Here is a 15,687-nt window from a genome sequence, read left to right on the forward strand (position 1 = left end):
AAGTGCCTGATACCCTTGACGTATGGTTTGACTCAGGATCAACCTATTCTTCTGTGGTGGCGAATCGTCCGGAATTTAACGGCCAAGATATCGATATGTATTTGGAAGGTTCCGACCAACACCGTGGTTGGTTTATGTCTTCTTTAATGCTTTCTACGGCAACAGCCAGCAAAGCACCATACAAACAAGTATTAACCCATGGTTTCACCGTGGATGGTCAAGGCCGTAAGATGTCAAAATCTATCGGTAACATCGTGACCCCACAAGAAGTCATGGATAAATTCGGTGGTGACATTTTACGTTTATGGGTCGCTTCTACCGACTATACCGGTGAAATGACCGTTTCTGATGAGATCTTAAAACGTGCGGCAGACAGCTATCGTCGTATTCGTAACACGGCACGTTTCTTGTTAGCGAACTTAAACGGTTTTGACCCACAACGTGATGCAGTGAAACCGGAAGACATGATGAGCTTGGATCGTTGGGCAGTCGCTTGTGCGTTAGATGCGCAAAACGAAATCAAAGACGCGTACGATAACTATCAATTCCACACTGTGGTACAACGTTTAATGCGTTTCTGTTCTGTGGAAATGGGCTCGTTCTATCTTGATATTATTAAAGACCGTCAATACACCACCAAAGCGGACAGCCTTGCGCGTCGTAGCTGCCAAACAGCGTTGTGGCATATTGCAGAAGCGTTGGTGCGTTGGATGGCACCAATCTTGTCATTCACGGCAGATGAAATTTGGGGTTACTTGCCACAAACGGCGACGGCACGTGCAGAATTCGTCTTCACGGAAGAATTCTACGAAGGCTTGTTCGGTTTAGGTGAGAACGAGAAATTAGACGATGCTTACTGGCAACAATTGATTAAAGTACGTTCCGAAGTGAACCGTGTGTTAGAAATTGCCCGTAACGACAAAGTAATCGGCGGTGGTTTAGAGGCTGAAGTCACCGTTTACGCTAACGATGAATATCGTACCTTGTTGGAACAATTAGGCGATGAATTACGTTTCGTGTTAATTACCTCAAAAGCGGAAGTCAAACCATTAGCTGATAAACCAGCAGATGTAGCTGCAGGTGAGTTAGAGGGAATTGCCGTAAGCGTTGCCCGTTCTCACGGTGAAAAATGTCCACGCTGCTGGCATTATTCCGATAAAATCGGCGTGAATCCGGAGCATTCGACCCTTTGCCCACGTTGCGTAGAAAACGTTGCTGGCAACGGCGAAGTGAGACGTTTCGCTTAATCATGCAGTAAAGCCTAAATAAAAGTGCGGTCAAAATTGACCGCACTTTTTGATCGTAAAGCATTTATTTATTTTTTCAGTTCCGTGGCGTAATGTTCTACTGCCGTTTTGGATTTCAACAACCCTTGTTGCAACATAAAGTCTGCCATTTTTTCATAGTTCGCTTTATTAAAGCTGCCCGGCTGTTTACTCAAATAAGGCAGCGTGTCTTTCCAAGCTCGGCGATTGAGTTCGTTATCCAATTCTGTCGGTTTATAGCTGACAAAAAGCTGCCAACTTTCTTCCGGATGCGCATTGAGGTAATCGGTGGCTTGTTGTAGTGCGCTGACAAAATCTTGGTATTTTGTTTCATGAATTTTGTCTTTATTGGCCACGATAATTAATTCGTCATAGGTCGGCACACCATATTGTTCAGGGAAAAATGCCTTGCCCTGATAACCTTCAATGGCTAATTGGTTTAATTCAAAATTGCGGAATGAGCCGATAACCGCATCCACTTGTTTGCTAATTAAAGAAGGGGAGAGAGACCAATTCACATTAATCAGTTGAACATCTTTATTACTTAAATTAGCAGAGTTCAACATGGCATCCAGCAGAGCTGTTTCAAAACCGCTAACGGAATAGCCGATTTTCTTTCCTTTCAAATCCGCTAAGGTTTTGATACCGCTGTTTTCCAAAGTGACCAAACTGTTTAGCGGAGAATTCGCCAAGGTCGCAATGCGCACTAAAGGCAACTTTTCATCCACTTGAATATGCAGTTGCGGTTGATAATCCACCGCGAGATCGGTTTTACCCGCCGCGACTAATTTAGGCGGCAGAGAGGGATCGGCAGGTTCAATAATATCCACCTCCAGATTATGCTCGGCAAAAAAGCCTTTTTGCTGTGCAACGATCAACGCTGCGTGATCCGGGTTGACAAACCAATCCAGCATTAAAGACAGTTTTTGTTTTTCTGCCGCCTGAACGCTAAGCGAAAGCACGCCGATAATCAATGTTGAAAGAATGTGTTTTTTCATTGTAGCTCCTTTTGTGGTTAAGTGAGATCCAGCCCCATTTGCCAAAAGGCAATTTCCATGCGGGTGGCCGTTGTAAAGATGTGTTGCATATGATTTTGTTGGGTTGGGGTAAAGTCGGCACAAAGTGCGGTCAAAAAAGCGGATGTTTCTTCCGCTTCTTGCTGAAAAGCCTCCGAAGCATAGGTATCGATCCAGGTTTGATACGGATTATTGGCTAAGTGCGGGTAGTTTTCTGTGATATCGCGTGCAATTTGTGCGTAGCCTACGGCACAAGGCGTGATGGCCGCATAAATTTCCGCTAAACCGCCGGTAGCACCGCAATCCAATAAATAGCGGGTATAGGCAACACAGGCGGCGCTTTCTTGGGTGGAAAATATTTCCGCTTCACTGATGCCCCATTGTTGGCAATAGGCCAAATGCAATTGAATTTCCTGACAAATACTTTCAAGGCTTTTTCGAGGTATTTCCATTTGGCTAAAGTTTTTGGCTTTAAAGATAGCTAACGCAAAAGCACGGCTGTAATGAAACAGGTAAAGGTAATCCTGCTTTAAATAATGACGAAAGCATTCGGGCGGCAAGGTGCCACAGGCCAATTGTTTGACAAAGTCATGTTCTACATACTGTTGCCAATAAGGCTGGGCGTTTTTAATCAGTTGGTTGAGCATTTTTCCTCCTAATGCACATAACTGACCCACGGCAGAGCTTTACGCAGTAATTTATCCACGACGAAATAAAGGCAAAGCGCCATGAGCAAAAGTAAAAAGAGTGCCGCAAACATCAAGTCGATTTGCATTCGGGCATTGGCTTGCAACATTAAATAGCCTAATCCTTCCGAAGAACCGACCCATTCCCCCACAATGGCGCCAATGGGCGCAATGGAGACGGCAATGCGTAATCCTGACGCTAATGCGGGCAACGCCGCAGGTAAACGGACTTTCAATAGCATCGCTGCCGGTGAAATACGTAAGGTTTGGGCAAGTTGAAGCCATGGTTTCGGCGTGTTGCGTAGGCCGTCATAGCAGGCCGCCGTGACGGGAAAATAGATAATCAAAATCGCCATGGTGATTTTGGATGCCATGCCATAACCGAGCCATAATACGAGCAGTGGCGCGATGGCAAACACCGGAATGGCTTGTGAAATCACTAATAATGGCATTAAGAAAGCCGAGATTTTGCGGGAAAGGGTGATCAGTAGCGCAGAAGATAGTCCGAATAGAAAACCGAAAACTAAGCCTAACAGAATTTCCAACAACGTAATTTGGGCATGCATAAACAGCAAGTCTGCTTGCGTTATTAATCGTTGCCATACGGAGAATGGGGCAGGCAATAAGTAGGGTGGCACATCAAACAGACTAATGATGCCTTGCCATAACGAAATTAACAGAGCGCTTAATAAAATGAGACGGGCGATTTTCTTCATGTTGGCTCCGCCATTAGTTGTTCGATAAGTCTATTTTGTAGCGCCCACAGTGCCTCTAGGTGAAGCTGATGGGGCTTTATGGGATCTAATTGAGCGACCTGTTTTATTTGCACCGGTTGTCCTTGTAATACATAAATTTTTTCCCCTAAACGAATAGCTTCTTGTGGATCATGGGTCACCAAAATCACGGTTTTTCCTTGTAGCAGTTCGCAGGCGAGATTTTGTAACTGTAAACGGGTGACTGCATCCAAGGCAGAAAAGGGTTCGTCCATTAAAATTAAATCGGCATCTTGCATTAAGGTACGCGCCAGTGCCACCCGTTGCCGTTGACCACCGGAAAGCTGATAGCAAGGTTTATGCCAATGATCTGCCATGCCGACGGCATGTAATAGTTCTTTGGCTTTCTCTTGGGTTTTAGTATTTTTCTGACCGTGGAGGTGCTGTGCCAACTGCACGTTATCCAACACGGAAAGCCAGGGAAACAAACTGTCTTGCTGTGCCAACCAAGCCGCTTTGATGTGAGGAGCAAATTGGATATGCCCTTGGGTAATTGCGGATTGTTCTAACCCCGCAATGGCGCGTAATAAAGTGGATTTCCCCACACCGGAGCGCCCGAGCAACACAACCCATTCTCCTTGTTCTACGCAAAAATGGAGATCGACAAACAACGGCTTGTGATCTAATTGCAAGCACAGATGTTGTATATCGAGACAATGCATCGCAGGCTAACTTAGCGCGAGAGGCAGAAAAGTGCGGTGGATTTTAAGAATGTTTTTAAAAAGAATAGCGATATGGACATGATTTAGTTTCCTACGTCAGTGTTAACTGTTTCAGGTTCACGGGTATTATCTCAGCCAATGGCACCCCGACTAATAATAGCGCAGAGTCTATCGAAAAAGAGCTGGAAAAACAAATTGTGCTGTTCAATTTTGTGATCTCCATCATAGAGAAATTCTGTTCTTTCATGATGTTCCAAATCAGTTTTTCTGTATAAAACCTTGCCTTGTGCTAGAATGGCGACCTAATTTTGATCATGATTTTATTTAGGAAATATTATGTCCCAACACAAATCCGGGCTCTCTTTTCTCTGGCTAAGTGCGGTCGCTTTTTTGCTTGATTTGCTGACAAAGTACATTGTGGTACAAAAATTTGATTTGTATGAAAGCGTGAATGTTCTGCCGGTGTTTAATCTCACTTATGTGCGCAATTATGGCGCGGCATTCAGCTTTTTGGCGGATCACGATGGTTGGCAAAAATATTTCTTTATTCTGTTGGCGATAGGTATTTCCCTTATGCTGGCATATTTCATGAAGAAAAATCGTGCCAATCAAACATTACAAAATGCCGCCTACGCGCTCATTATTGGTGGTGCACTTGCCAATATGGTCGATCGTGCCTACAACGGTTTTGTGGTGGATTTCTTTGATTTTTATTGGGATATTTATCATTATCCGGTGTTTAATGTGGCGGATATTGCCATTTGTATCGGCGCCGGTTTACTGGCATTAGATGCCTTTAAAGGTGATAAGAACAAACAAAAGAGCGGTCAAAAATGAAGATAATTTTAGCCAACCCACGCGGTTTTTGTGCCGGCGTCGATCGTGCCATCAGTATTGTTGAGCTGGCGTTGGAAATTCACGGTGCGCCGATTTATGTCCGTCATGAAGTGGTGCATAATCGCTTCGTGGTGAATGGATTACGTGAACGCGGTGCCATTTTTGTCGAAGAACTGAGTGAAGTGCCGGACGGCGCGATAGTCATTTTCTCCGCCCACGGAGTGTCTCAAGCAGTACGTCAAGAAGCCAAAGATCGCCGCTTGAAAGTCTTTGATGCCACTTGTCCGTTGGTGACCAAAGTACATATGCAGGTGGCGCGCGCCAGTAGAAAAGGCACGAAAGCGATTCTCATCGGGCATAAAGGTCACCCGGAAGTGGAAGGCACCATGGGGCAATATAGCAATCACGAAGGTGGCATTTATCTCATTGAAAGTATTGAGGATATCGCTAATCTCCCCGTAAGCCACAACGATGATTTAACCTTTATGACACAAACCACGCTGTCTTTAGATGACACGGCGGACACCATCAGTGCATTAAAAGAAAAATACCCTGCGATTCAAGGTCCACATAAAAACGACATTTGTTATGCTACAACCAATCGTCAACAAGCGGTGCGCGAACTGGCAAAACAATCGGATTTAGTGGTCGTGGTCGGCTCCAAAAATTCCTCTAACTCTAACCGTTTGGCAGAGTTGGCTTCTCGAATGGGGGTGGCGTCTAAGTTAATTGATGATCCCAATGATATTCAGCTGGATTGGTTTAACGGCGTACAAACCATTGGTGTCACTGCAGGGGCTTCCGCGCCGGAAGAATTAGTGCAATCGGTGATTGCGCGTATGAAAGCATTTGGCGTCACGGAAGTGGAAGAATTACAAGGCTTAGAAGAAAATATGTTCTTTGAAGTGCCAAAAGAATTGCGTGTAAAAGAGGTGAGTTAATTCTCTCCAACACTCGCCAAAAATGAAAAGAAAGTGCGGTCAATATTTGAAACATTTTGAATATTGACCGCACTTTTTCTTTATTAAAAAAGCAACAAAAGCAAAAGTGTAAAAAAAGCGGATAAATGTTATTGCCATTTATCCGCTTTAATAAGATTAACTTACGTTAATTCACACTTGGATTACCAAGAATATTTAATGCCAACAGAGCCTTTATAGCCTTGACGTTTTGCGCCACTTAAAGAGTGTTCGTAGCGAACGTCTGCATAAATATGTGAGTTAGCACTGGTTGCAAGTTGAGTACCTACACCAAATTCACCCCAAGTTTTCGCAAATTTTTCATTGATGTTATCTGCACCAATGTTGCTACCGGCAGTATTTCTGAAGTCATGCCATAAGTTTGCAGTGAAATACAGGGTTCTGACTTTCTCACGGGCAGTTAAATCGTTGTAAGCAAGACGTGCACCTACACGACCACGTAAACCGTGTTGTTTGTCTTGGTGTACAGAACGAAGTTCATCGTTGAAGCGACTTAATCCTAGGTATTGATAGATTAACTGTGCTTGCGGTTCAATGATCCAGCTGTCACCGTTATTCATTTTTTCTTTACCTAAAGCAAATGGATGACCTACTTCGCTTGATAATGCAACACCGAAACCGTGGTTTTTAGCGTGTGAATCTAGAGCGTAATATTTATTTTTCACCCAAGAAAGTTGACCCACTAAGTCTAAGTAGCTGCCATTTTCAGCATAACGTGTATGTGTTACGCCGGCATGGAAGTTTTCGGTTTTCGCTTTGCCGGTGTATTTGTCATTAAGGACAACACCATTTTCAGCACGATATTCATCATAGAATTTTGAATTTGCGTGCGTGTAACCCGCATAAATACCGGTTAAACGTTTTCCACCGTTTTCAGTAGAAGCAACATTAAAGTCGTGACCTAATTGGAAACCGGAAAGGTTAGCTGTTAGGTTCAAACGCTCTTTACCATCCAAAGCAAGGTGTTTACCGATAATGCGTCCCCAAGTTTGGTTGTTCGCTTGGGATTTTTCCCAAGAAAGCGCCTGATTTTCGCCACGACGTTGGTGTAATGTGCCGACGGTTTCATAACCCGCTTCTAAGTTCAATTTTGGCGCAAGTGTGTAGCCCGGTACGGACGGTACATAAATTGCATCGCCATTTGTTGAAGTCACTGTCCAGAAATATTCGGTGGCGTTACCGACTTGTTTAGAAGCTAATTGTAGTTCACCTGCACCGGTGGTTCTTGTCATACCGGTAAAGTTACGTAAATTGCTTGTGCCTTGTACACGAACGACGGCCGTACTGTTTTTGCCTAAATCTGAAGCGATAGAGCCAATAGAACCATCAACTAAGTTTTCTGAGCCGTCTGCTTTTAGGCTCACGACTTTTGTCGTGCCTTCTGCATTACCGGTGATTTCTAATAAGTCAGATTTACCGTTATTGGCATCATTACTATCCCAATGAGTATTCACTTTAAGAACACCGTTATTCGCTGTGTAGTTGCCTTCCACAGTGAGTTTGTCTTCGTAAGATCCGTTGGCAAGGGTGATTTCACCGTTGTTACTGGTTAATGTGCCTTCAGTACCATCTTGTTTAACCAGTTTAACTTTATAGTCTGTTTTAGTTGAACCGTTCGGAATATTTTTAGAAGCATCTAATACCCCCTTATCCAGGGTTAAGGCATTGATGGTAGAACGTTGCTCGGTGCCTTTTTGTTTTAATTCCCAAATAGCTTGGTTGTTCACATGCACGTCTAATTTAGAATACACATCGCCTTTAGATTGTTGCTGCATCAAACCAATGGCTTTTGCTTGATCAGACAAGGTAAATGTCAAATCAGCACCTTTTGTTGTTGCCACTTTGGTTTCGGCAAGCCAGCCATTTTCTGCGGCTTTGGCTTCACTGTCTTTGCCTTTTAAAGTGAATTTTGCATTTTCGGCAACGAATTCACCATTATTAAACCAACTTGCGACTTTATTTCCTGCGAAGGTTACCGCGAAACTATTCTCTGTTTTTGCATCCGCAACGATTAATGAAGCATCATCAGATGTTGTGGTGATTTTTGTATTGTTTAAACGAACTTCTTGATCTTTATTAGGCTCATTTCTGGATACATTGTCGCTAATAAAAAAGGCACTTACTTTAGTTGTGTAATCCTGAGTATCGAAAACAACAGCTGAATTACCGGATTTGATTTCACCGCTGCTGGTGTCCGAATCGGCAATTAAGCGGGATTTAGTGCCAAATAAGCGCACGGTTGCGGAGTCTTTTGATTCTGTTGTATCAAGCACCATTTTGCCGGTGGAATTGACAACAGCACCTTTATAGTCAGCCGGTTTTTCAGTGTTTGGTAGTTCCGGTTTACCAATTTTTAATGCGGCAGAAAATTTTCCGTTTGCTTTCACTGTGATGTCAGAATCTTTTAAGTTCGCTTCCGCACCGTCTCCACTAACGTAAAGCCCGACTAAATAATCCCCGATTTTAGCGGTGGTTTTATCTTCCACGGTAATAGTCAGTTTTTTCTCAGAATTGAAAACCGGTTTGGCGCCATTCTTACGATAAACCTTCACCCCGGATAATTGGTGACCAAATGGTGCAGTTGCGCCACTAAAGTTTTTTGTACTTTTCACTGTGTTTTCTGTGTTTTTAACAGTGATATTAGCATCATCATGCAAAGTTAAGCTTGCGGTATCAGAAGCATTACCACCAGCATAATCATATCCTACAGCAATACCGTAGGCGGCATTGGAGTCTACGGCTAATCCTGAATTAGCTTCGCTGGCTAACGTAACATTAATGTTAGTTTTGCCTTTAATTTCAACTTGATTATTCGCACGAACGATAAGTCCTTTTGGACGAGCAAATTGTTCTCCGCTATTAGGTGCTAGTGTAGCTTTGTAATCTCCATCAATGTTTTGATTTGGTTCTTTCCAAAATTCTCCTGAACCCTCTGTTCCCACAGTAGGTGATGTGTCATCAGCTGCAGCAACGGCCAATGCAGGAATAGAAAAAGAAGAGACAATCAGTGTGCTTAGAAATGTCTTTCTGAATTTTTCCTTGGTATTTAGTAACATAATATGTTTCCTCTTGTTATGTTGTATAAAATAGAAAAGGACATTTTTGTTAGTACAAAAATTGGGCGAATTATATCAGGAAAGCTGATTTTATGCATGTAAAATATGGTTATTATAACTTGTTGAAATTAAAGAAATAAGTTGGAAATTTATTTTTTTATTAAATTTAAAAATAATACATTCAACAGTATTTATTACCTGCGCTATGTTAAAGTGCGGTTAAAAAATACTACGATCTTTAATCGCATTTTATTTGTTATGAACACTGAAAATCATTTTCGCATTGTAAAAATGCAAATTCTCCGCCGTATTCAACAGGGTTTACAGTTGGCGGAAGAATATTTCAAACAAGCTTTTATGCCTCCGCAAATTCATTATGAATTAAAAGGTGTCAAGGCCGGTGTCGCCTATTTACAACGAAATACCATCAATTTTAACCGCACTTTATTGTTGGAAAACTCAGAACAATTTATTCATCAAGTTGCATTGCATGAGTTAGCCCATATTGTGGTTTATCAGCATTACGGGCATGTGCAACCTCATGGCAAAGAATGGCAATTTGTGATGCAAGAGATATTCCATTTGCCGGCGGAAACCTATCACCAATTTGATTTATCTTCCGTGCAGGGAAAAACCTTCACGTACCATTGTGCTTGTCAAACACATCAGCTTAGTATCCGTCGTCATCATAAAATTCAGCGTGAAAGTGCGGTGTATTTCTGTCGAAAATGTAAAACACAATTAAATTGGATTGGGCTGGAAAATGAAGAAAATTAACTGTTCCATTTATCGCTTCGTTTCGGCTTATTTCCCATAAAAAACACCTTCTTTTTTCTCGTTTTTCGATCGACTTCACAAAAAAGTGCGGTCATTTTTCTGAACGTTTGTATGGCGCATACAAAATCGCTAGATTAATCAAACCGAAATCAGTACAATCGCACCCTTATTTTTTCTATTGTTTAAAATATCACCAAAAATTTCGGTATCCGCCGTAATGTGTAATAACGAGGCCTCATGTCAGAACAAACAGTATCAGCGCAAGCTGTTGCCGAACCGGCAAAAAAAGTCAATTTAATGAATTTAACCCGTGTGCAAATGCGTGAGTTTTTTGCCGAATTAGGTGAAAAACCGTTCCGCGCCGATCAGTTGGTGAAATGGATTTACCATTTTGGTGAAGACAATTTCGACAATATGACCAATTTAAACAAAAAGTTACGGGAAAAATTAAAATCCGTGGCAGAAATTAAAGCGCCGGAAGTGGCGGTGGAACAGCGTTCAGCCGATGGCACGATTAAATGGGCGATGCAGGTCGGCGATCAGCAAGTGGAAACCGTGTACATTCCGGAAGCGGATCGCGCCACGTTATGTGTTTCTTCACAGGTTGGTTGCGCATTGGCTTGTACTTTTTGTTCGACCGCGCAACAAGGCTTCAACCGCAATTTAACGGTGTCAGAAATTATTGGGCAAGTCTGGCGTGCATCGAAAATCATTGGCAATTTTGGGGTGACAGGCGTGCGTCCGATTACCAATGTGGTAATGATGGGCATGGGCGAGCCGTTGTTGAATGTAGCGAATGTGGTGCCGGCGATGGAAATCATGTTGGACGATTTCGCTTATGGTTTATCTAAACGCCGTGTGACATTATCCACGTCCGGTGTGGTGCCGGCGCTTGATAATTTAAGCAAAATGATCGATGTGGCATTGGCGATTTCCTTGCACGCACCCAACGATGAATTGCGTGATGAAATCGTGCCACTAAACAAAAAATACAATATCAAAACCTTGATTGATTCGGTGAATCGCTATTTAAGCGTTTCCAACGCCAACCATGGCAAAGTGACCATCGAATATGTCATGTTGGATCATGTGAATGATCATGTGGAACACGCCCATCAATTAGCGGAAGTGTTAAAAAATACGCCATGTAAAATCAATTTGATTCCATGGAACCCGTTCCCGGAAGCGCCTTATGCGAAAAGCTCTAATACGCGTATTGACCGTTTCCAAAAAACCTTGATGGAATATGGTTTAACGGTGATTGTGCGTAAAACCCGTGGCGACGATATCGATGCCGCTTGCGGACAATTAGCCGGCGATGTCATTGACCGCACCAAACGTACTGCACAGAAAAAACGTTTTGGCGAGGCGATTGCCGTTCAAGTTCAGTAACCATTCAAACTCGGAGGAAAATAAATGGTTCATTTCCCGTTCTTCACTCGAATTATGCCGTTTATTTTCCCCTTTCTTTTTTCTGCCTGTGTTTCCCAACAAGTTTCATCTGATTTTGATAAACAACAAGCAGCAAAAGCCCGTGTTGAATTGGCATTAGGCTATTTGCAGCAAGGGGATCACAACCAAGCAAAGGCAAATTTAGACAGGGCGATTTCTTATGCGCCAGATTATTATTTAGTGCATGCGGCGCGCGCTTATTTTTATCAGCAACAGGGCGATGTGATTCAGGCAGAACAAGCCTATTTGACTGCGATTAAGTTAGATAAAAAACAAGGTGATGTTTTCAACAATTTCGGTACCTTTCTTTGTTTGCAAGGTAAATATTCTGCCGCCTATGAGCAATTCCATAAAGCATTAAAGGCGCCTAATTATTATCGGCAGACTGATACTTACGAAAATCTTGCACTCTGTGCTTTGTCAGCAAAGGATTTAACGGTTTATCAGGAAAATCTGTTAATACTTGAAAAAATGGAACCGGAGCGGGCAAAGAAATTAGCGTTACGCGCTAAATAGTCGATCAAAGTGCGGTCATTTTTGCCGGTGTTTTTAGCCAATTATTTTGAGATTGCTTTTGTTCTCCGAAAATAGGTGAAAATGCCATTTAAAATTGATTTTGCCTGGCGTGACAATTTCCATGTCAGATAACAATAACGCCATATAACTGTTGCAAAACCAGCCTTACCCCCTTAAACTTTAGCACTTAATTTTTAGCTAAAAATACCATTCCTATGAATACACCTAAAACAATTCAAGAAGCGCAAAATAATGCACAAGAAATCACCGTTGGTGATAAATTCCGTTTGGCAAGAGAAGCCCTGAATCTTTCATTGGAGGCGGTTTCTCAAGCCATTTCATTACGTCCTTCAATTCTGCAAGATATTGAAAATAACAGATTTATTCATCGCTCAACGCCTGCAACTTTTGTACGTGGTTATGTGCGTAGCTATGCAAAATATCTCAAGATTGCAGACAGCGAATGGCTGAATATGATTGATTTTGGTGACGAGCAACAAAATGACTTGGGCAAAAATGCTCGTGCAACCAGTTCTGTTAATCAATATTCCTCTCATAATCGTTGGGTAGGTTATTTAACCACCTTAGTTGTGCTTGTGGTGCTTGGCATGACAGGCATGTGGTGGTGGGAAAGTCATCAGCAATCCAATGCAGAGCGCGATAATTTAGTGAATTCTTACACGCAATTATCAGCAGAAACGCCAGCGACAGTCACCAATGTTGATAATGTGCCTGTGGTCACGCAGCCAATCAGCCAGGCAGAAAATCATGTTGTGGAATCCACGACGGTTGAACCTATTGTTGAAGCTAAGCCGCAAGAGAACGTTGTTGCTACACCCATTGTGGCGACAGAGGCAGCACCGGCAAATGTGTTGCAATCTGAAATGACTAAAATCAACGGTACAGAGCAAGTGGCAAGTCTGCCTGAAAGTGCAACAATGGAAACCACGGTAACATCTTCCTCAACAGAAAGTGCGGTGGAAAATTCAAATGTTTCTGCGGTTGCAACAAAAGATAATTTATACATTGAAGTTATCGGTAATTGTTGGATCAGTGTGAAAGACAAAAATCGTAAGGTGTTAGCACAAAAAGAATATAAGCAAGGCGATGTGTTAAGTTTCAACGAAGAAGAGCCTTATTCTTTAATTATCGGTGCGCCGGGGAATGTCAAAATTATTTATAAAGGCGAAGCTTTCCCATTAACACTTGATGGGCGTGTCGCAAAATTTAAATTACCTCAATAATGGGCGAACAATGTTAGAAAAGCCAAAAATTCAGCGTAGAGAATCCACAAAAATTTATGTCGGGAATGTACCTATCGGTGGTGATGCACCGATTGCAGTACAGTCGATGACCAACACACGAACTACCGATGTTGAAGCCACCGTCGCGCAAATCAAATCGTTAGAGCGCGTGGGTGCCGATATTGTGCGTGTGTCCGTACCAACCATGGAAGCGGCGGAAGCTTTTAAATTAATTAAACAACAAGTGAGCGTGCCATTAGTCGCCGATATTCATTTTGATTATCGCATTGCGTTGAAAGTCGCCGAATATGGTGTGGACTGCTTGCGCATCAATCCGGGCAATATCGGACGTGAAGATCGTATTCGCGCCGTAGTGGATTGCGCTAAAGATAAAAATATCCCCATTCGTATTGGGGTGAATGCCGGCTCACTGGAAAAAGACATTCAGGAAAAATACGGTGAACCGACACCACAAGCATTGTTGGAATCGGCATTGCGCCATGTTGAAATTTTAGATCGTTTGAACTTCGATCAATTTAAAGTGAGCGTTAAAGCCTCCGATGTGTATTTGGCAGTGGAATCCTATCGTTTACTTGCAAAAGCCATTAAACAGCCCTTGCATTTAGGCATTACTGAAGCCGGTGGTGCGCGTGCCGGTGCAGTGAAATCTGCCATCGGATTAGGGATGTTGTTGGCTGAAGGGATCGGTGACACCCTGCGAGTGTCTTTAGCCGCCGATCCGGTAGAAGAAATCAAAGTGGGCTTTGATATTTTGAAATCACTGCGTATTCGTTCTCGTGGCATTAACTTTATTGCTTGCCCAACCTGTTCCCGTCAAGAATTTGATGTAATTGGCACAGTGAATGCACTTGAACAGCGTTTAGAAGATATTATTACGCCGATGGATGTGTCAATTATCGGCTGTGTCGTCAATGGTCCGGGAGAAGCGTTGGTGTCTGATTTAGGCGTCACCGGCGGCAATAAGAAAAGCGGCTATTATCTTGACGGTGAGCGTCAGAAAGAGCGTTTTGATAACGACGATTTAATTAATCAGTTAGAAGCAAAAATCCGCGCCCGTGTTGCGCAGCAAGATCCTAAAAATCGTATTCTTTAATTTTTAATAAACACAGGAAGTTATTGTGGCAAAAACTATTCAGGCAATTCGTGGTATGAACGATTGCTTACCAACAGAAACCCCGCTATGGCAATGGGTTGAAAATAAAGTGCGGTCGGTTTTAAGTGCGTATGGTTACGCGGAAATCCGTATGCCAATTGTGGAAAGCACACCGTTATTCGCTCGTGCTATCGGTGAAGTCACCGATGTCGTGGAAAAAGAGATGTTTACGTTCGATGACCGCGATGAAGAAAGTTTGACTTTGCGTCCGGAAGGCACAGCCGGTTGTGTACGCGCAGGTATTGAACATGGTTTGTTGTACAACCAAGAACAACGCTTATGGTATATAGGGCCAATGTTCCGTTATGAGCGTCCGCAAAAAGGCCGTTACCGTCAGTTCCATCAGGTCGGCGTGGAGATTTTTGGTATTCCTAATCCGGAAATTGATGCAGAACTTATCGCCTTAACCGCCCGTTTATGGAAGGATTTAGGTATTTTTGACCATGTGACGCTTCAACTAAACTCTATCGGTTCACTAGAGGCGCGCAAAAATTATCGTCAAGCCTTGGTCGATTTTTTACAAAATCACATCGATATTTTAGATGAAGACAGCAAGCGTCGTTTAACCACCAATCCGTTACGCATTTTGGACAGTAAAGATCAACGTGTTCAAGAAGTGCTAAATGATGCACCGAAATTACATGATTATCTTGATGACGATTCCCGCGAACATTTTGCGCAATTATGCGCCTTGCTAGATAGTTTAGGCATTCAGTACGAAATCAATCAAAAATTGGTGCGAGGCTTAGATTATTACAACAAAACCGTATTTGAATGGGTGACTTCTGCTTTAGGCGCACAAGGTACCGTCTGCGGTGGTGGTCGTTACGATGGGTTGGTTGAACAGCTAGGCGGTCATGCCACCAGTGGCGTTGGCTTTGCTATGGGCTTGGAGCGTTTGGTACTGTTGGTACAGGAAGTGAATACACAGATTACCTTGCCAAGTGCGGTGGATATTTATATCGTTTATCAAGGCGAAGGCACTACCGTGGCAGCCTTTAATTTGGCGGAAAAACTTCGTTCAGAATTACCGCACTTACGTACGCTTTTACACTGCAGCGGCGGAAATTTCAAAAAACAATTTAAACGCGCTGATAAAAGTGGTGCGAAGTTAGCCTTAGTCATCGGCGAGGATGAAGTGAAAAATCAACAAGTGGTCATAAAAGACTTGTTGCAACATAGCGAACAAGCGGTTGTGGCATTAAGAGACATCATCAATCACATTCAAAACACATTCAAATAAGGAAAA

General features: G+C 42.8%; 14 protein-coding genes and 1 riboswitch. Of the genes, 9 read left to right on the forward strand and 5 right to left on the reverse strand.

Going from position 1 to position 15,687, the window contains the following annotated elements; genetic code table 11:
• On the forward strand, positions 1 to 1,247 hold a 1,247-nt coding region (locus tag ACO5E4_RS00365), incomplete at its 5' end, for a class I tRNA ligase family protein (RefSeq protein ID WP_485861684.1).
• 68 nt (positions 1,248 to 1,315) lie between these two features.
• Here the strand turns inward: ACO5E4_RS00365 and ACO5E4_RS00370 are convergent.
• From ACO5E4_RS00370 to ACO5E4_RS00385, 4 genes are read right to left on the reverse strand one after another with little or no spacing between them, the layout of a single operon-like run.
• Complete coding sequence (locus ACO5E4_RS00370) at positions 1,316 to 2,263, reverse strand: ABC transporter substrate-binding protein (RefSeq protein ID WP_485861685.1); 948 nt, start codon at positions 2,261 to 2,263, stop codon at positions 1,316 to 1,318.
• Between the two features lie 17 nt (positions 2,264 to 2,280).
• A complete protein-coding gene (tenA, locus tag ACO5E4_RS00375) occupies positions 2,281 to 2,928 on the reverse strand; it encodes a thiaminase II (protein WP_485861686.1) in 648 nt (215 codons plus the stop codon).
• An 8-nt stretch (positions 2,929 to 2,936) separates the two neighbouring features.
• Positions 2,937 to 3,683, reverse strand: a complete 747-nt coding sequence (locus tag ACO5E4_RS00380; RefSeq protein ID WP_485861687.1) for an ABC transporter permease — start codon at positions 3,681 to 3,683, stop codon at positions 2,937 to 2,939.
• The gene (locus ACO5E4_RS00385) at positions 3,680 to 4,402 is read right to left on the reverse strand and encodes an ABC transporter ATP-binding protein (RefSeq protein ID WP_485861688.1); all 723 of its coding nucleotides are present in this window, start codon (positions 4,400 to 4,402) and stop codon (positions 3,680 to 3,682) included. The genes ACO5E4_RS00380 and ACO5E4_RS00385 overlap by 4 nt, the downstream gene beginning before the upstream one ends.
• Before the next feature lie 71 nt (positions 4,403 to 4,473).
• A riboswitch (TPP riboswitch) is annotated at positions 4,474 to 4,561 on the reverse strand.
• A gap of 177 nt (positions 4,562 to 4,738) precedes the next feature.
• Here ACO5E4_RS00385 and lspA point away from each other — a divergent pair.
• Both lspA and ispH read left to right on the forward strand, forming a co-directional pair.
• Positions 4,739 to 5,239 carry a signal peptidase II gene (lspA, locus tag ACO5E4_RS00390; protein WP_454906618.1) on the forward strand — a complete coding sequence of 167 codons (501 nt, stop codon included), beginning with the start codon at positions 4,739 to 4,741 and terminating at the stop codon, positions 5,237 to 5,239.
• On the forward strand, positions 5,236 to 6,180 hold the full coding sequence (gene ispH, locus ACO5E4_RS00395; protein ID WP_485861689.1) for a 4-hydroxy-3-methylbut-2-enyl diphosphate reductase: 945 nt from the start codon (positions 5,236 to 5,238) through the stop codon (positions 6,178 to 6,180). The genes lspA and ispH overlap by 4 nt, the downstream gene beginning before the upstream one ends.
• 182 nt (positions 6,181 to 6,362) lie before the next feature.
• On the opposite strand, the gene ACO5E4_RS00400 is transcribed toward ispH, so the two are convergent.
• A complete protein-coding gene (locus tag ACO5E4_RS00400) occupies positions 6,363 to 9,275 on the reverse strand; it encodes an autotransporter family protein (RefSeq protein ID WP_485861690.1) in 2,913 nt (970 codons plus the stop codon).
• Between the two features lie 258 nt (positions 9,276 to 9,533).
• Here ACO5E4_RS00400 and ACO5E4_RS00405 point away from each other — a divergent pair, with 258 nt between their 5' ends.
• The 6 genes from ACO5E4_RS00405 (at position 9,534) to hisS (ending at position 15,681) form a co-directional block, all read left to right on the forward strand.
• Positions 9,534 to 10,052, forward strand: a complete 519-nt coding sequence (locus tag ACO5E4_RS00405) for a SprT family zinc-dependent metalloprotease (RefSeq protein WP_485861691.1) — start codon at positions 9,534 to 9,536, stop codon at positions 10,050 to 10,052.
• 237 nt (positions 10,053 to 10,289) lie between these two features.
• Entirely contained in the window at positions 10,290 to 11,444 is a 1,155-nt protein-coding gene (rlmN, locus tag ACO5E4_RS00410; protein ID WP_314955948.1) for a dual-specificity RNA methyltransferase RlmN, read from the forward strand.
• 24 nt (positions 11,445 to 11,468) lie between these two features.
• Positions 11,469 to 12,020 carry a type IV pilus biogenesis/stability protein PilW gene (pilW, locus tag ACO5E4_RS00415; RefSeq protein ID WP_485861692.1) on the forward strand — a complete coding sequence of 184 codons (552 nt, stop codon included), beginning with the start codon at positions 11,469 to 11,471 and terminating at the stop codon, positions 12,018 to 12,020.
• A 215-nt stretch (positions 12,021 to 12,235) separates the two neighbouring features.
• The gene (locus tag ACO5E4_RS00420; RefSeq protein WP_454907002.1) at positions 12,236 to 13,264 is read left to right on the forward strand and encodes a RodZ domain-containing protein; all 1,029 of its coding nucleotides are present in this window, start codon (positions 12,236 to 12,238) and stop codon (positions 13,262 to 13,264) included.
• A 10-nt stretch (positions 13,265 to 13,274) separates the two neighbouring features.
• The gene (ispG, locus tag ACO5E4_RS00425) at positions 13,275 to 14,378 is read left to right on the forward strand and encodes a flavodoxin-dependent (E)-4-hydroxy-3-methylbut-2-enyl-diphosphate synthase (protein WP_021615982.1); all 1,104 of its coding nucleotides are present in this window, start codon (positions 13,275 to 13,277) and stop codon (positions 14,376 to 14,378) included.
• Positions 14,379 to 14,403: 25 nt separating this feature from the next.
• The gene (gene hisS, locus ACO5E4_RS00430; protein WP_485861693.1) at positions 14,404 to 15,681 is read left to right on the forward strand and encodes a histidine--tRNA ligase; all 1,278 of its coding nucleotides are present in this window, start codon (positions 14,404 to 14,406) and stop codon (positions 15,679 to 15,681) included.
• Positions 15,682 to 15,687 lie beyond the last annotated feature (6 nt).

The sequence above is a fragment of the Aggregatibacter sp. genome, assembly GCF_057314075.1.